This is a genomic window from Sulfitobacter sp. SK012 (genome assembly GCF_003352085.1).
Lineage (GTDB): Bacteria > Pseudomonadota > Alphaproteobacteria > Rhodobacterales > Rhodobacteraceae > Sulfitobacter.
Window position 1 is genome coordinate 3,412,004 of the sequence record NZ_CP025804.1, and the last position, 16,927, is coordinate 3,428,930.

16 protein-coding genes and 1 other RNA gene are annotated in these 16,927 nt (G+C 56.8%); 3 read left to right on the top strand and 14 right to left on the bottom strand.

The features are described 5' to 3' along the window. The first annotated feature begins 117 nt into the window (after positions 1–117). Positions 118–1,890 carry an SLC13 family permease gene (locus C1J03_RS16655; protein WP_114887611.1) on the top strand — a complete coding sequence of 591 codons (1,773 nt, stop codon included), beginning with the start codon at positions 118–120 and terminating at the stop codon, positions 1,888–1,890. Between the two features lie 6 nt (positions 1,891–1,896). On the opposite strand, the gene C1J03_RS16660 is transcribed toward C1J03_RS16655, so the two are convergent. From C1J03_RS16660 to mgtE, 5 genes are all read right to left on the bottom strand, one after another. Further along, positions 1,897–3,669, bottom strand: coding sequence for an SLC13 family permease (locus C1J03_RS16660; RefSeq protein WP_114887612.1), 1,773 nt, complete (start codon positions 3,667–3,669; stop codon positions 1,897–1,899). 29 nt (positions 3,670–3,698) lie between these two features. Beyond that, complete coding sequence (locus C1J03_RS16665; RefSeq protein WP_114887613.1) at positions 3,699–4,628, bottom strand: DMT family transporter; 930 nt, start codon at positions 4,626–4,628, stop codon at positions 3,699–3,701. Then, positions 4,625–5,437 carry a TIGR00282 family metallophosphoesterase gene (locus C1J03_RS16670; protein WP_114887614.1) on the bottom strand — a complete coding sequence of 271 codons (813 nt, stop codon included), beginning with the start codon at positions 5,435–5,437 and terminating at the stop codon, positions 4,625–4,627. Before C1J03_RS16670 ends, C1J03_RS16665 begins: the two co-directional genes overlap by 4 nt. A gap of 64 nt (positions 5,438–5,501) precedes the next feature. After that, complete coding sequence (locus C1J03_RS16675) at positions 5,502–6,065, bottom strand: 5-formyltetrahydrofolate cyclo-ligase (protein WP_114887615.1); 564 nt, start codon at positions 6,063–6,065, stop codon at positions 5,502–5,504. Next, entirely contained in the window at positions 6,062–7,468 is a 1,407-nt protein-coding gene (mgtE, locus tag C1J03_RS16680; RefSeq protein WP_114887616.1) for a magnesium transporter, read from the bottom strand. The genes C1J03_RS16675 and mgtE overlap by 4 nt, the downstream gene beginning before the upstream one ends. A gap of 110 nt (positions 7,469–7,578) precedes the next feature. Here mgtE and guaD point away from each other — a divergent pair, with 110 nt between their 5' ends. Next, positions 7,579–8,871 (top strand): guanine deaminase, encoded by a 1,293-nt coding sequence (gene guaD, locus C1J03_RS16685; protein ID WP_114887617.1) that lies wholly within the window; start codon positions 7,579–7,581, stop codon positions 8,869–8,871. A gap of 1 nt (position 8,872) precedes the next feature. Here the strand turns inward: guaD and C1J03_RS16690 are convergent, their stop codons facing one another. The 5 genes from C1J03_RS16690 to C1J03_RS16710 all read right to left on the bottom strand — a co-directional run bounded on the left by C1J03_RS16690 (position 8,873) and on the right by C1J03_RS16710 (position 13,234). Then, on the bottom strand, positions 8,873–9,298 hold the full coding sequence (locus C1J03_RS16690) for a CAP domain-containing protein (protein ID WP_162798569.1): 426 nt from the start codon (positions 9,296–9,298) through the stop codon (positions 8,873–8,875). Then, positions 9,295–10,635, bottom strand: coding sequence for an 8-oxoguanine deaminase (locus C1J03_RS16695; protein ID WP_114887619.1), 1,341 nt, complete (start codon positions 10,633–10,635; stop codon positions 9,295–9,297). Before C1J03_RS16695 ends, C1J03_RS16690 begins: the two co-directional genes overlap by 4 nt. Beyond that, positions 10,635–11,444: a histidinol-phosphatase gene (gene hisN / locus C1J03_RS16700; RefSeq protein WP_114889055.1), complete on the bottom strand. Its 810-nt coding sequence runs from the start codon at positions 11,442–11,444 to the stop codon at positions 10,635–10,637. The genes C1J03_RS16695 and hisN overlap by 1 nt, the downstream gene beginning before the upstream one ends. A 72-nt stretch (positions 11,445–11,516) precedes the next feature. Beyond that, positions 11,517–11,891, bottom strand: coding sequence for a helix-turn-helix domain-containing protein (locus tag C1J03_RS16705; RefSeq protein WP_114887620.1), 375 nt, complete (start codon positions 11,889–11,891; stop codon positions 11,517–11,519). A gap of 482 nt (positions 11,892–12,373) precedes the next feature. Then, complete coding sequence (locus C1J03_RS16710; protein WP_114887621.1) at positions 12,374–13,234, bottom strand: LysR family transcriptional regulator; 861 nt, start codon at positions 13,232–13,234, stop codon at positions 12,374–12,376. Positions 13,235–13,567: 333 nt separating this feature from the next. On the opposite strand from C1J03_RS16710, the gene C1J03_RS16715 reads away from it, so the two are divergent. Further along, the gene (locus tag C1J03_RS16715) at positions 13,568–14,344 is read left to right on the top strand and encodes a Bax inhibitor-1/YccA family protein (RefSeq protein WP_114887622.1); all 777 of its coding nucleotides are present in this window, start codon (positions 13,568–13,570) and stop codon (positions 14,342–14,344) included. A gap of 381 nt (positions 14,345–14,725) precedes the next feature. Here the strand turns inward: C1J03_RS16715 and rpmG are convergent, their stop codons facing one another. From rpmG to C1J03_RS16735, 4 genes are all read right to left on the bottom strand, one after another. Beyond that, a complete protein-coding gene (gene rpmG / locus C1J03_RS16720) occupies positions 14,726–14,893 on the bottom strand; it encodes a 50S ribosomal protein L33 (RefSeq protein WP_025061397.1) in 168 nt (55 codons plus the stop codon). A 103-nt stretch (positions 14,894–14,996) separates the two neighbouring features. After that, positions 14,997–15,704 carry an SDR family oxidoreductase gene (locus tag C1J03_RS16725; RefSeq protein WP_114887623.1) on the bottom strand — a complete coding sequence of 236 codons (708 nt, stop codon included), beginning with the start codon at positions 15,702–15,704 and terminating at the stop codon, positions 14,997–14,999. A 57-nt stretch (positions 15,705–15,761) separates the two neighbouring features. Further along, positions 15,762–16,172, bottom strand: an RNA gene (gene rnpB, locus C1J03_RS16730) — RNase P RNA component class A. A gap of 102 nt (positions 16,173–16,274) precedes the next feature. After that, entirely contained in the window at positions 16,275–16,922 is a 648-nt protein-coding gene (locus C1J03_RS16735) for an N-acetylmuramoyl-L-alanine amidase (RefSeq protein ID WP_114887624.1), read from the bottom strand. Positions 16,923–16,927 lie beyond the last annotated feature (5 nt).

A 16,927-nucleotide genomic window follows, 5' to 3' on the forward strand; every position in this document is an offset into this window, starting at 1 on the left:
AGCGCGCCGGTTGCAACCGAAATCAGCCGGGCATGACGTCGAGGGGTGGAAAACCCTCAGTTCCGCCCCTACGCTCACACCGTCAAAGACCCCGTAACGATTTCAAAGGCGACCCCGATGACAACCGACCAAATTATCCTGTTTTCGCTTTTTGGAAGCGTCTTTGGCCTCTTGCTATGGGGCCGCTTTCGTTATGATCTTGTGGCCTTTTCGGCGCTGATGGCTGGGGTGGTGTTGGGCGTGGTCGACACCAAACACGCCTTTGACGGTTTTGGTCATCCCGCGACACTGGTTGTGGCATTGGTGTTGGTTGTTTCTGCCGGGCTTGTCCGCTCAGGCGCGGTGCTCTTGATCACACGCACGTTGGTTGATGCCTCGCGCAGTCTTGGGGCGCATATCACGTTGATGGGTGTGGTCGGCGGCGTCCTGTCGGGCTTTATGAATAACGTGGCGGCACTGGCGCTTTTGATGCCGGTCGACATCCAGACGGCGCGCAAGGCCGGGCGCGCACCAGGCCTATCGTTGATGCCACTAAGCTTTGCGACGATCCTTGGCGGGATGGTCACGCTGATTGGGACGCCGCCCAACATTATCATCGCTTCTATACGCGAAGAGGCGCTGGGTGAGCCGTTCAAGATGTTCGATTTTGCCCCCGTGGGCGGGATTGCCGCCATTGCGGGGCTTGCTTTTGTGGCCTTGATTGGTTGGCGGTTGATCCCTCAGCGCGCAGATGCGGCCGTGCAGGCCGATGATTTGGCACCCTACATGGCCGAGTTGGTGGTGCCCGAAGACAACAAGCAGATCGGCAAACGCGTGGCCGAGCTTTATGAGGTCGCCGAGAAATCTGACGTGGCGATCTTGGGTCTGATGCGTGACGGTAAACGGCGGTATGGCACGGCGCATAACACGCCGATCAGGGCGGGTGATACGCTTGTGCTTGAGGCCACCCCTGACGCACTCGACGAATTCCGCACCACGCTGGAGCTGGCGCTGGCCGATGCCGAGCGCGAAGAGCGTCTGCATGCGGATGGCGAAGGGGTCGAACTGATCGAGGTTGTGGTCACTGAACATGCCCGGCTTGCGGGTCGAACGGCGCAATCAGTCGGGCTTGCATGGCGCCAGCGCACCGTACTCTTGGGTATATCAAGGCAAGGCCGCAAGATCACCTCGCAGCTTCGCAAGACAATCCTGAAGCCCGGCGATATCCTTTTGTTGTTGGTGCCGCGCGATACGGCAGCCCAAGTGACGGATTGGCTGGGTGTGTTGCCACTTGCCGATCGCGGGCTGGCCGTGACGAACGACAAAAAAGTGTGGCTGGCGATTGGGCTCTTTGCAGCGGCAGTTGCAGCCGCATCATTTGGGCTAATTTACCTGCCAGTCGCTCTTGGGATCGTGGTTGTGGCCTATGTCTTGGCCAAGATCGTCCCGCTGTCAGAGCTTTATACCCATATCGAATGGCCCGTTGTGGTGCTGCTGGGCTCGATGATCCCGCTGGGTGCGGCGCTCCAAACATCTGGCGGCACCGAATTAATTGCAGGATGGTTAATTAACCTGACCCAAGGCATGCCTGCATGGGCCGTGCTTACCGTATTGATGGTGGTCACGATGACCTTGTCAGATGTGCTGAATAATACGGCGACCACGATTGTCGCAGCACCTGTAGGCATCCAGATGGCGCAGACCTTGGGTGTATCGCCGGATCCTTTTCTGATGGCGGTTGCGATTGCGGCGTCGGCGGCATTCCTGACGCCAATTGGGCACAAGAACAACACGCTGATCCTTGGCCCAGGGGGTTATGGATTTGGGGATTATTGGCGGATGGGATTGCCGCTAGAGATCATCGTGATTGCGGTGTCTATCCCTGCGATCTTGGTGTTTTGGCCGCTGTGATAAGCGCTACCAGAAAAACGGGATCATCGCGCTGACGATCAACGACATGCTGAGGTTTAGCGGAATACCAATGCGCATAAAGTCGGTGAATTTATAGCCCCCCGGGCCGTAGACCAATGTGTTTGTCTGATAGCCAATAGGCGTGGCGAATGCACAGGATGCCGCGATCATCACTGCAACAACCAGCGGGCGCGGATCCATCCCAAGGGCAGCGCCAAGGCTGATGGCGATGGGCGTCATGATGACGGCGACAGCGTTGTTAGACACGATTTCGGTTAGGATCGTCGTGAGTAGAAAGACACAGAAGATCACGTAAAAGGGAGGCAAGGATGCCAAACTTGGCGCGATGCTGTCAACGATCAGCGTGATTGCACCGGAGTTTTGCAAGGCAGCCCCGACAGCAAGCATCGAAAAGATCAGCGCAAGAAGGCGCCCATCGACAAATGAAAACGCCTCTTCGGCGTCGATGCAGCCGGTGGCAAGAACCACCGCCACAGCGATGACAGCCAAAAGCAGGATCGGAGCCACGTTAAACGCCGCGAGTACCACAATGCCGAAAAGCGCCGCAATGGCGATCGGCGCGTGGCTCCTGCGATAGGCACGCGCAGAAGGTTGGCTGACGTCGACAAGGTCCATGTCAGTGGCTAGGCGCGAGATGTCTTCGGCGGCCCCTTCAAGCAGCAAGGTATCACCGACCTTTACGATCAGATCGTCCAACTGCCGTCCGATGTTTTGGTTCCTGCGGTGCACCGCCAGCGGATAGACCCCGTAGCGACGGCGCAAACGCAGATTGCCAAGTGACCGGCCCACCATTTTGCAACCCGGCGAGATAAGGACTTCAACGGTGGTTGTCTCAATCGCGGAAACTTGGTCAACGCGCTTGAGTTCTTTGTTGGCCTGAAGGCTTAGCAGTTCAGTCATCTGAGTGCGCAAAACCACGCGGTCACCGAGCTGAAGCTGAACCCCTTTGAGGTTTCGCCGCAGCGAAGTATCGCCGCGCACAACGTCAATGAGCCTAACACCCTCGCGTTTAAAGAGCCGCACATCGGTTACATCGCGCCCGATCAGGTTGCTTTCGGGCGGGATCACAGCTTCGGTAAAGAATTTCATCTTTGAGCGATCTGACAGCATGTTGGCCATGGAATCGCGGCTTGGCAGCAGCTTTCGGCCGATTGTGCTCATGTAAATGAGGCCCCAAGCACAAACAATCAGACCAATGGGCAGGATTTCGAAGATACCAAACGGTTCCATCCCGTTTTCGCGGGCCACACCATCAACCAGAAGGTTCGTCGAGGTGCCGATCAACGTCAGTGAGCCACCCATGATCGCGGCATAGCTGAGGGGGATCAGCAGCTTGGACGCTTTCGTACCCAAGGTTTTGCTGAGCTGCACAACGACGGGGATCATCACAACAACCACGGGCGTATTGTTCATAATCGCGGAGGCCCCCATGACCGAAAGGATCACGCCCACCACGGTGGTTTTGGGATTGGTGCGCGCATAGCGTTCTGCCAGCCGGGTTAGTACATCCAGCGCGCCCGTGCGCACCAGCGCCCCCATAACAATGAACATTGCGGCAATCGTCCAAGGAGCTGAATTTTGCAACACGGCCTGCGCATCTTCGTAAGGCAACACGCCTGCAACAAGCAGCAATGCAGCGCCCGTTAGAGCCACTACTTCGGTCGGTAGGGACTCGCGTAGGAACATGATAAACATGATCACCACGACGGTCAGTGCGACAACGGCCTCGGTCGTTTGGGAAAAGTCGAATATTTCCATAGTGATAGCTTGCGCCTCGCGCCAGAAATTTAGCCCTTAGTGTTGCCCATCGCAGGTGCGTCGGCAAGGGCAACCTTTGGCCGGGGCTGAACCAGATACATACCAAGGAACATCGCAGCCAACGCAGCCCAAATCAGAGGGGAATATGCTTCTGACAGTATAAGCTTGGCCCACAATAAGCCAAAACCCATCACAAGATAGCTGACCTGAACGGCAAACACGGCCCCTGCCCGACCAACCAGCCAAACATATGTGGCATAGACAAAGACATGCACCACCGAAGATGCGGCCAACGCAGCTTGCGGTATATTGGGCGGCCAAACCGGCGTAACAAATTGACCCGACAGGACGGATACCGGCCCCATCAAGAGGACCCCGATCAGCGTAGCACCCCACATGACCTGAAAAGCATCGAGCCCTTCAGTGCCCCATTTGGCAACGTAATTTCCCTCGAACGCGTAGAACATGCCCGGGATCAGCGCGATAGCGACCCAGAAGAGCGGCAAGTTGAGACTCACTTCGGCACCCGGTGCCACGATCAGCAGCACCCCAAACAACCCGCAGCCAAGGCCCACCAAACGGCGGGCTTCAAACCGGTCGTTGCCTAGCAAAAGCGCGACGGGAAACGCAAACATCGGCACCATGCTGAGCAGCAGCGACAAGATACCCGACGGCAGATGCACGGCGGCCTGATAGCCGGCGGTGTTGGGTAAAATCGTCCCGATCAACGCAAGGATCAGGTATAGCCGCAGCGCACGTGGGTTCAGCGGCAAGCGAATGCCCCGCAGCGTACAGACCGTACCCATGATCACGCAACCGATCGCGAGCTGCCAAAACACCAACCCGAAATGTCCGTAGCCCGTGCTGACAGCAATCTTGGTCAACGGGATCGTAATGCCCCAGCCAGCACCCATCAGGATCAGGACGCAGGCGTAGAATAATGTCTCGCGCCGGGTCACGGAGCGCTTTGCTGAAGGGCCCCGCCTTGGCGAATGGAGACGATGCGCGTGGCTTTGCCAGTACGGTCGTCCGTTTCAATGTAGACACCTGACAGCGTGGCTTCACCATTTGCGGGGGTGAAACGTTCGCGCGGCATGCCAGTGATGAAACGGCGCAGGGGCTCCGCTTTGTCCATGCCAATCACCGAATTGTAATCACCGCACATGCCGCCATCGGTCATGTAACCCGTACCGCCCGGCAGGATCATCGCGTCGCTGGTGGGGACATGGGTGTGGGTGCCGACAACAAGGCTGGCCCGGCCATCGCACCAATGGCCCATCGCCATCTTCTCGGATGTGGCTTCGCAGTGGAAATCAACGATTATCGCAGAAGCCATGCCGCCCAACGGATGGGTTTTCAAAACCTCATCAAGGGCTGAAAATGGATCATCAAAGGGGCGTTTCATAAACACTTGGCCAAGCGCCTGGGTGACTAGCACCTTGCGTCCTGTTCGCGTTGTAAAGACACGCGCACCTTTGCCAGGTGCAGATTTTGAGAAATTCAGCGGCCGGATGATACGTGGTTCTTGTTCGATAAAAGCCAACATATCCTTTTGATCGAACGCATGATCGCCCAATGTCAGGCAATCAGCACCCGCCTCAAGCAGGGTCTTTGCGTGCATGCCCGACAGGCCCATACCACTGGTCGCGTTCTCGCCGTTGACCACGACGAAATCGAGTTTCCAGTCTGTGCGCAAGCGCGGCAGGTTTTCGGTGATCGCGCGGCGCCCAGCGCGGCCCATCACATCGCCAAGAAAGAGTATTTTCATGGCACCGGGTTAGGACGCCGCGCGCGTCACGGCAAGGGGTCATTCGCCGCAAGCCAGCTTTGGCCTAGCTGCGCGTGACCTCAATCACACCACGTTCTGTCACGATCAGGTCCAACGGTTGATCTGTCCCCTCGAGTGGGATGTCATTTGTCTCTTGGCCGGCGAAGGCAAAACCGATGGCTAATGTTGCCCGCTTTGCGCGCAGCATCTCAAGGGTACGGTCATAAAAACCACCGCCATAGCCTAATCGTCCCCCGGCGCGGTCAAAGGACAACAGCGGCACGATCACGATCTCTGGTTCAAAAAACACCGGATCCTGTGGGATCAACGCGCCAAAGGCACCAGCAGCCATCGCAGCATCTGGGGTCCATTGTGCAAACCGCAGCGGCGTATCCGCGGCGACGATCACCGGAACACCAACCGGACCATGCGCGCTTGCCTCAGCCATGGCAGGGACGGGATCGATTTCGGTGCGTATTGGCATAAACCCCGAAAGGGGCACGCCGCGATACCCGGCAAGCACCTCGCTGAGGTATCCGGCCTGCGCAGCATTGGCATTTTCAAATAGCGGTTTTCGGTGGGCAAATGCTGCTTTGCGTGCGGCATCTTTTGCGCCAGCCAAGCTCATAACAAAACGGCCGCTGCCAGGCCGAGGAACGCAAAAAAGCCCACCACATCTGTAACAGTTGTCACAAATGCACCTGAAGCCAGCGCGGGGTCGATCCCCATCCGTTCCAGCAAAATCGGTATGCCCGTCCCTGCAAACCCTGCCACGACCATGTTGATCACCATCGCGATCGCGATGACGTAGCCCAATTCCGGCGAACCAAACCAGATCATTCCGACGATCCCCATGATAACGGCAAATATTGTCCCATTCACCAACCCAACAAGGCATTCACGCCGGATAACGCGCCAGACGTTCGAGCCGGTGAGATCCTTGGTGGCGATCGCGCGCACCGCAACGGTCAGACTTTGCGTGCCTGCATTCCCGCCCATGGACGCAACAATCGGCATCAACACGGCCAACGCAACAATCTGCGCAATCGCCACCTCAAACTGTGAAATCACCATGGAGGCGGCAATGGCTGTGATGAGGTTGACACCCAACCAGGGCAGACGCTGTTTGGTCGTCTCAATCACGCGGTCAGACAAAGAGCCTTCGCCGACACCGGCCAATCGCAAGATGTCTTCTTCGTGCTCATCATCCAGTACGGCCATCGCATCATCAATCGTAATGATCCCAATCAAGCGCCCCTCGTCATCGACCACAGGGGCCGAGATCAGGTGGTACTGGTTGAACGCATAAGCCACGTCGCCCTCATCGCGCATGGCGGGGATCACGTGAAATGTTTCTTCCAGAATGTCGCGCAGCAAGGTCGTGCGTTTGGACCGCATCACCTTGCCGAGTGTGACGTTGCCAACCGGATGCAGGCGTGGATCGACCATAATAATGTGATAGAATTGGTCAGGCAGGTCTTCTTCTTTAGTGCGACGCAGGTAATCGATCGCGTCACCGACGGTCCAATGTTCGGGGGCCATGACGACTTCGCGCTGCATCAGGCGCCCGGCAGAGTATTCAGGGTAGGTCAGCGCCTGTTCGATGGCCACGCGGTCGCTGTCTTCGAGCGCATCTAGGATCTCTTCTTGGCGGGAACCTTCCAGGTCCTCGACTAGATCCACCACATCGTCACTGTCCATCTCGCGGACGGCTTGCGTCAACACATGGGGCCTCAGGATCGCGATGACTTCTTCGCGGATCGACTCGTCGAGTTCTGACAGGATTTCACCGTCAAATTCGTGGTCGTAAAGCCGGATCAAGCGGGTACGTTCAAAAGCACTGATTTGCTCAAGAAGGTCAGCGATGTCGGCTGCGTGCAGTGGCTCCATCAACTCGGTCAATTTGACCTGATCGTCGATTTCTACCGCATAGAGTATGGCGGCAACATCGCGTTGGTCCAACACGAACGCTTCGTCTTCGGTGCTGTCATCGTGAGGGGGCTCTGAGGGCTCCAAAATCTGCTCTGACATTGCGCTCACTCCCTTGCCTGCGCGATCATAAACGCACCCTTTTGCGGATACAATGCCGCGGGGACGCGTTCTCGATTGCAGCCCATACGCCAGCAAGACTAGAATGCGGCATGACTCATAAAACACTGCTCTTAGGCCAGACCTTACTTTTTGATGCCGACCCGATGACGCATGCGTGGTCTGATGCCGTGCGGGTTGATCCTGCCGGTGGCGTTTTGATCTCGGACGGGCACATTACCGCCGTGAGCGATGGTGCGACATTGCTCCGCGATCACCCACAATCCCAAGTGGTTGATTACGCGGATGGTTTGATCTGCCCCGGCTTTGTAGATGCACATGTGCACTACCCGCAGACCGCGATGATCGCGAGCTGGGGAAAACGCCTGATCGACTGGCTTAACACCTATACTTTCCCTGAGGAATTGCGCCTGAGTGATCCAGCCTATGCCGCCGAAATTGCAGCGCGGTATTTGGACCTTACAACTGCGTGTGGGACTACAACCGTTTGCAGTTTTACGACCATCCATCCGCATAGTGTGGACGCCCTGTTTGATGCTGCCGCAGCGCGCGGACAATGTGTGGTTGCGGGCAAAACCTGCATGGACCGCAACGCGCCAGACGGGCTGCGCGACACGGCGCAATCGGCCTATGACGACAGCAAAGCGTTGATCGCCCGCTGGCAGGGTCAGGGCCGTGCACAATACGCGATCACACCACGATTTTCGCCCACTTCATCGGTTGAACAACTCAGCGCTTTGGGCGCGTTATGGGCCGAACATCCGGAGTGCCTCATGCAGACCCACCTCAGCGAGCAGGTGGACGAAATCGCCTGGGTTCGAGACCTGTATCCAGATGCGCGTGACTACCTTGACACCTATGAAACCCATGGGTTGCTCGGAGAGCGTGGTGTTTTTGGTCATGCCATCCATCTGACACCGCGTGAAGTGGACCGTATCGCAGAAACAGGTGCCGCTTTGGTGCATTGCCCCACATCCAATACATTCATCGGATCAGGGCTTTTTGATATGGCCGGACTGGCCGCGCGCAATATTCCGGTGGGCCTCGCCACGGACACCGGCGGCGGGTCGTCCTTTTCGATGTTGCGGACAATGGCTGCGGCATATGAGATCGGGCAACTGCGCGGCACAGCGTTGCACCCTGCGCAATTGATGTGGCTAGCAACAGCCGGATCCGCTCGATCCCTGCATTTACAAGATCAGATCGGCCATCTGCGCGCGGGTGGTTATGCGGATATTACCGTGCTTGATCTTGCCTCAACCCCGGCCATCGCACAGCGTGCTGCGCAGGCCGAAACAATCTGGGAAGCTGTATTTCCGACCATCATGATGGGCGATGATCGTGCCATCCGAGATGTATGGATCGCAGGACAGTTACAACGCTAACTCAGCAGCGTTTGGCGGCCAGCAACATCACCCAGACATCGCCAACATGCGCGACCCCGACGTCACGCGCTTGGCGCAGCGCCATATTCTTGAGATGGCCCGGCGATTTCGTCCAGACACTCATAACCTCTGCCGCGGATTTTTGTCCTTTGGCGATATTTTCGGCCACGATGCACCAACGATACCCTGCATGTTTGGTCCGGCTGCCCACAGTCGACCCATTGGCCCCGCGGTGATCGAAATAACCTTTAGTGTACATCTCGCGCGCATGATCCTCTGCGGCGCGTTGCAGTGGCTTCGAAACACTTAGTTTTGACAGGCCCTTTTGAGCTCGAAGATTGTTCAGACCTTTGGTCACAGCCGCATCAGAAAGCGCCAATTGCGCGCTAAAGACCAGCGCCGCAAACATGAGGAAAATCTGTTTCAAAGCGTGTCCTGTAGGTGCTCTGCCAATTTGTTTTGCCGAGCAACAAGGGCCCCCATGTCCAGCGTTGTAATCTGCCCGTCCCGCACAATCTGGCGGCCTTCGACAAACAGATCGCGCACTATCGTTGGGCCTGCAAGCAACAGAGCTGCCTTGTCCCAACTGCCTGCGGCAGCAACGCCAGTCATATCCCACACGGCGATATCAGCACGTTTGCCAACCTCAAGCCTGCCACAATCGGGGCGGCCCAGCACATCTGCACCACCGCGTGTGGCGATCTCAAGCGCCTCGCGGGCACTCATGGCGTCAGCCCCGCGCGCAACCCGTTGCAGCAACATCGCCATACGCGCCTCGGCGACTAGATTGCCGGCGTCATTGCTTGCTGACCCATCAACCCCAAGGCCCACTGGCACGCCTGTGTCCCGCATGGCGCGGATCGGTGCGATCCCGCTGCCAAGACGGCAATTTGAACAAGGACAATGCGCAACCCCGGTACCCGTTTGAGCAAAAAGCGCGATCTCGGACGAATCAAGCTTGACGCAATGGGCGTGCCATACATCCGGTCCAACCCAGCCAAGGCTTTCCGCGTATTGCCCCGGCAAGCTGCCAAAATTCTCAAGCGAATAGGCGATATCTTCGACGTTTTCGGCCAAATGCGTGTGCATCATCACGCCCTTGTCGCGTGCCAATAGCGCAGCATCGCGCATCAGTTCACGGCTCACCGAGAAAGGCGAGCACGGGGCAACACCCACTCGGCACATCGATCCTTCGGCGGGATCATGGAATGCATCAATAACCCGAATGCAATCGTTGAGGATGGCGGACTCGTCTTCGACCAACGCATCGGGGGGCAAACCGCCGGCACTTTCGCCGATGCTCATCGCGCCGCGCGTGGGATGAAACCGCAAACCAAGTTCAGCGGCCGCGTGAATCGTATCTTCGAGCCGCGCTCCGTTTGGATAGAGATAAAGGTGATCAGAGCTGAGGGTGCAGCCCGATAGGGCCAGTTCCGCAAGGCCAACTTGGGCAGACACGTGCATATGCTCTGGCGTGAACCGCGACCAGATCGGATAGAGCGTGCGCAACCATCCAAACAGCAGCGCGTCTTGCGCCGCTGGCACCGCCCGTGTGAGGCTTTGGTAAAGGTGGTGATGTGTGTTCACGAGGCCCGGTGTAACGAGGGTGCCACGTGCATCGATGACTTCGGCATCGTTGGCTGGCAGGTTTGGTCCGATTGCCGCGATCACACCGTTTTCAAGCAAAATATCCACACCTGAAAGTTCGCGGCGGGTATCGTCCATCGTCAGGACCGCATCGGCATTTTTGAGTAAGATTGCCATTAGCTTTGCATCGCTCCTTGGAGCAGCGCAATCGCTTCGGCGTGGATTTCGGGGTTCGCGGCGGCAATGGCGCGACCGCCATCATGGGCCGGGCCGCCTTCCCAATTTGTAACGATCCCTCCGGCTGCGTGGATCAGCGCGATGGGGGCCTGAATGTCATATGGGGCGAGCCTTGCTTCAATCACCAGATCGATCTGACCGGCAGCAATGAGAGCATAAGCATAGCAATCCATCCCGTAACGGGTCAAACGCGCCTTGCTTGCTACGGCGTTAAAAGCGACAGCGTCTTGCGGCGTGTCGACCTCGGGGAATGTCGTGAAAACCGTCGCTTCTGCCAAAGCGCGAGGCGCGCGTGTTTTGATCGGCCCAGATCCCTGCGGGCCCGTCAGGGTCGCGCCTTCGGGATGGCCGATAAAACGCTCCCCTATATAGGGTTGATCGACGATGCCGTAAAAAGGCCCCTGCGCGTCACCTAGGGCGATCAGGACACCCCAAGTAGGTGCACCAGATACAAAACCACGGGTGCCATCAATCGGGTCAAGCACCCAAGTCAGGCCAGAAGTGCCTGGTTTGGTGCCGTATTCTTCACCAAGGATTGCATCATCAGGGCGCTCTGTTTGAAGTATGTCGCGCATGGCACGTTCGGCTGCCCGGTCCGCTTCGGTAACTGGGTCATAGCCTGCTGCCAACTTGTTATCCGCACCAAGGTTCGGGTCGCGAAAAAAAGGCAAAATAACGGAGCGTGCCGCATCAGCCAACATCTGGCCAACACGGTCAATTTCGGGATCAAATCGGGTTTTATCTGTCATTGCAACGGCGTGCCAGCTAACGCTTACCATTGCAAGACCGGGTCCGCCTTATCGGCAGACCCTTGCGCGCTTTTAGGCGACGTCGCTTAACACGCGGGCCAACTCAAACAGTCGCCGGCGCTGATTTTCGGGAATGGCATAGTAGGAGCGCACAAGATCCATCGCTTCCTTGTCCCCCATCAGATCATCGGGAACTGCATTACCGTCGGAACTAACAACGTCTTGCTGCGCTTTGATGCCCTCGAAAAAGAATGCCACCTGAACGCCCAAGACGTCGGCAATATCCCAAAGCCGCGATGCGCTGACGCGGTTTGCACCTGTCTCGTATTTCTGGATCTGCTGGAATTTGATCCCGACCATTTCGGCCAGTTTTTGCTGCGTCATTCCAATCAGCCAACGCCGCTGGCGAATGCGTTTACCAACATGTACGTCCACGATATGAGCCATGGGCCTTAGTTCCTTTCTCTATCGACGTGGAAACAGCACGCCAACTGGTTACTTGTTCGACATAGATCCGCGAAATTATGTTGCTTGTTCAACCATCCCATTTTGATCAAGCATACAAAAAATGCGCTCCACGACAATTTAAATTACTTGCTACTTGGGTGATGTAGCATCCCGCGCTACAACCCAAGGGTAAGTAACGTATTAAATTCCCCCTAGCCTCCTCCGAAAGAAGCCGGCCAGCGATTGCGCCCCAAAGACATGCATCTTTGATGCAAATGCGAGAAACGCCTTTTTGGACAGCACGCTAAGTAAATTTCGCGCACTATATTAAATAAGGAGCCCCCTAGATGCTGAAGCACTTTGCCGGACATAAACACGTTTTCGTGATCTGATATCACCAAGACAACGTCCGTCTACGCCCAACCAAAGATAGACTTTAAACTCCAATAAACAACTTGGAGATGACTAAACCGCGAGACTGCTTACCTGTCAACCTTTCCGGCAAAGGCCCCAAGCAAAAGATCGCTCAGGGCGTCCAGAACAGGCCCTTTGCCACCTTGCGCCCGGTACAGATTGATATGCTGTGCTGGGAGCATCGGCAAAGCGCCCTTGTGATCGATCCGCTCCAAATGAGGGGGCTCTGTGCCCTCGATCATACTGTGCACCGCGAGGTCCGCGCTGACGGTGGCTTCAATCGTGCGGTCACTTTCTGTCTCAACCAAAACTTGCCAAGTGATGCCAGCTTCGTCGAGGGCGGCCACCACGTTTGGCCGAAACGTACACAGCCGCCCGAAGGCAAGCTGCAACGGGCGCTGCCGCCACGCAACACCACCCGGCGCACCGATCCACATCAGCGGCCGCGTGGCCAACGTGACAGCCCCTGCATCGCAGGTGGTCTCTGTCGTCATGATAATGTCGCAACTGCCTTTGGCAAAAAGATCTTTTAGGACGCGGGTATGTGAGGATTCGAGCAAAACGCGCACCCTTGGATAGGCCGCATTAAACTGTTTAAGGACCTGCGGGATCGCCGGATAAACGATGTCATGGGGCACGCCCAAAGACACGGTGCCTTCAAATTCGTGATCGGTCAAACGGCTGACGAGTTCATCATTCAGGGCCACCATGCGGCGCGCGTAAGCCAATAATTGTTCCCCACTGGCGGTCAACGCAACCGTCCGCCCAGAGCGATCAAGCAAGTCCAGTCCCAGCATTTCTTCGAGCCGTTTTAACTGCATCGAGACAGCCGATTGTGTGAGGTGTAGAAAACCCGCCGCCCGCGTAACCCCGCCGGAATCAGCTACCGCAATAAAGGATCGCAAGGTGGTGATATCAAGATTACGCATGATCTGTACTCGTCGAAAAAGGTATCGCGTCAGCAGTTATCAGTTCGTCAATTTGACGAAAAGCATCAACATTTCGCATCAAAAGAGACACAACCATCACTAGATGTGAAGTCAAAATGACTCACTACCGGACAAAATGTCCGTTTTTTGACCTGTCGCTAACCCAATAGGGGCAATTTTGGGCATCCCCAAGTTAACCTGCGGCACTGAGCCGCGAATAAAGGTCGGTATTCCTGATCAAAAGACTTGAAAACAGGGGGTTCAGTCACGATATTACAGCTGAACCGTGTTGGGAGTGTCCCGCACGCCCGTCGTTCCCAATTGGAGGTATCAATGGCAGACGTGAATACAATCCGGACAGCTGCCGGAACCCGTACCGCGGAGATTGACGCAGGTCTTCGCGCGCACATGAATAAAGTCTACGGCACGATGTCCGTAGGCATGCTTATTACATTCGCCGCTGCATGGGCGATTTCAGGCCTGGCAGTGACAGCAGATGCCGCCAACGGCGTCGCACAGCTGCGTGAAGGTCAATATCTGACCAACGTCGGCCACGCGCTTTACGCGTCCCCATTGAAATGGGTCGTGATGTTCGCACCGCTTGCGATGGTTTTCGGCTTTAGCGCCGCAATCAACAAGATGTCCGCAGCCACGGCTCAGTTGATGTTCTACGCTTTCGCCTTCCTGATGGGACTGTCGATCAGCTCGATCTTCCTTGTGTTCACGGGCGCGTCGATCATTCAGGTGTTCCTGATTACCTCAATCGCCTTCGCGGGTCTGTCGCTCTATGGCTACACGACCAAGAAAGACATCTCTGGCTGGGGAAGTTTCCTCATCATGGGTGTGATTGGCCTGATTGCAGCCTCGATCATCAACATCTTCTTGGCCAGCTCTGCGCTCACCTTCGCGATCTCTGCGATTGGCGTCCTGATCTTTGCGGGTCTGACAGCCTATGACACGCAGCGCATCAAGACGGATTACATCGCACACGCTCAGCACGGCGACAGCGAATGGTTGGGCAAGTCAGCCATCATGGGCGCACTGAGCCTGTACCTGAACTTCATCAACATGTTCATGATGTTGCTGCAATTGTTCGGCAACCGCGAATAACCTTCGCTGACATATTAAGCTAAAGAAAGGTCGGGTCCGAAAGGGTCCGGCCTTTTTCGTTGGCTATCCTTTTCTGTGAACCAGTCATTCTCGAGCGCAGGATCCAAGCCCTGCTTGAGATCAGACCGGACTGCGGGGGCGGGTCTGTTGCGCGGCCGATCCAGCCAATGGTGACGCGGCGGAACCAGACTTTAGCGCCTGCGCACCAATGATTGCCACCACCTAGCTGATCGTGGCAGGGGCCCGCGTATCAATCGCAATACCGGTGCCCGAAAGCACACGACCCCAGACGGGCTGCCTGCACAGAAGCTTTGAAGTGCGCTTTAAAACGCAAAAAGCCGCGCTAGATGCGCGGCCTTTCAAGCAAAGTTAGCAGATCAATTACTTGATCTTGCCTTCTTTGTATTCAACGTGCTTGCGCGCAACGGGGTCGTACTTTTTCATGACCATTTTCTCGGTCATTGTGCGTGCGTTCTTTTTGGTGACGTAGAAATGGCCTGTGCCCGCGGACGAGTTCAGACGGATCTTGATCGTGGTTGGCTTCGCCATGGTATTACTCCTACTGCACTGCCACCCGGATGGGGCTGTGCGTTAATCCTGAGTTCCGGCTTTTACCCGGATGCAGTGCCAAGTCAACCGCAAAAGGACGCTCTCAAAGCTCTATACGAACATCATGCATCCAAAGCTTTGCGGGACGCGATAACATGAACACCACCACGTCCGCCAGATCATCAGGTTCCGTAAAAATATGGTTCGGAACTTCTTCATTCGCCTTTGCAAACATGGCCGTGTTTGTTCCGCTTTGATAAAGGCCTGCGACACGCACACCGCTCTCCGCCTCATCCAGCTTCAGCACGTCGGTAAAGCCGCGCATGCCGTATTTGGTCGCTGTGTACACCGATTGGCCCGCTTGCGCCAAAACGCCCGATTTCGAAACCACGTTTAGAATCGCCGCTTCAGGCCGTCCGCGTAGCCCCGGCAGCACCGCACGGGTCAAATGGATGGCCCCCGACAGGTTGGTGGCCACGGTGTCGTCGATCAATTGCGAATCGATCAGATCAAGCGGCCCCGTTTTGTGCCAAATACCCGCGTTGTTGATGAGGACATCCACAACGCCAAACTGTTCTGTAATATCGGCCAAAGTTTTCGCAATATTGTCGGTTTCGCGAAGGTCACAGACAAAGCCATGGGCGGCAGGGGCACCCGCAGCCCGCGCTTCAGCCGCAACAGCGTCAAGCCGCGCGCTGTCACGGCCGATGATGGCCACGTTGCACTTTTGCGCCGCCAGTTTGAGGCAGATATGGCGACCAATGCCGTCACTGCCACCGGTCACAATTATTGTTTTTCCTGCCAACTGCATCGCTGTCTCCTTGCTGAGATCCCTGGGTGCAGAGGCACCGTTGGGTCTTGTGTAAATATGCGCGGAAGGCCTGTAAGCCGGGTTCTGTCCCGGCTGCAGGCAAGCCTACAGCCATGGATGACCATTCCTCTGACCTTGTTGTTGCCAACAAAGCTATAGCTGCCAACCCGAACCTGCTGGGGCAGAAGTGGCCCCGTCCTTGCGAACGCGCGGTCCCTATTTGGCATTGCTCCCGGTAGGGCTTGCCATGCCGCCCCTGTTACCAGCGGCGCGGTGGGCTCTTACTCCACCGTTTCACCCTTACCGCCCGTGATGGTTTCGGTTGCCCGACCTGTCTGAGCGGCGGTCTATTTTCTGTGGCGCTTTCCGTCGGGTTGCCCCGCCCGGGCGTTACCCGGCACCGTATCTTCTTGGAGTCCGGACTTTCCTCGACACTGTTGCCAGCACCGCGATCATCCAGCCTTCCGCGCGACGTTAGCGGTAGTGGGCAATGGGGGGGCAGGTCAATGGGGTGTAGGCGCAGTTTTGGGCCTCCTGTGGGAAATTTGGCCAAAGGAAAGGGGTTTAGGGCTAGAGACCATGATGAAGAGCAAGGTCGGCAGCGCAAAGCGGTCCGGTCCGCCACGGAGCAAACCGCAAACGGGTTGCTTGGAGAAGCACATCTAGGGAGGTGTCAGCAGGATAGCCGGCCTTGGTTGCGGCGGCGCGAAACCCCTCCTCAGACGCAGGCCCATCTAGCGCAGGTCCTGTCGCATGACCGGCAAGACCTTGGCGAGCAAGACGCGCCCAGTCAAACCGTTGACCCGGATCTGATTTGCGGCCTGGGGCCATATCTGAATGACCGATCACACCACCCGCGGGAATAGACCAGCGCGCCATGGTACCGCGCAACAGCGCCTCAAGTGCCGCCATTTGAGGCTCAGAAAAAGGATGGGTGCCGGCGTTATCAAGTTCAACCCCGATGGATCGAGAATTGACATCACCCTGCCCCTGCCAACTGCCGGAGCCCGCATGCCAAGCGCGCTGATCTTCGTCGACAAGTTGGGTCACTGTTCCGTTTGATGCGATCACGTAATGGGCTGAAACCTCGGCCTCAGGATCGCAAAGCCGCTCAATTGCGGCCTGAGCACTTTGCATGGCTGTGTAGTGGATCACGATCAGCTCAGGCAGTATCCCGCCACGACGCGGGCCGCAGTTAGGTGAAGGATACTGATGCACAGCGC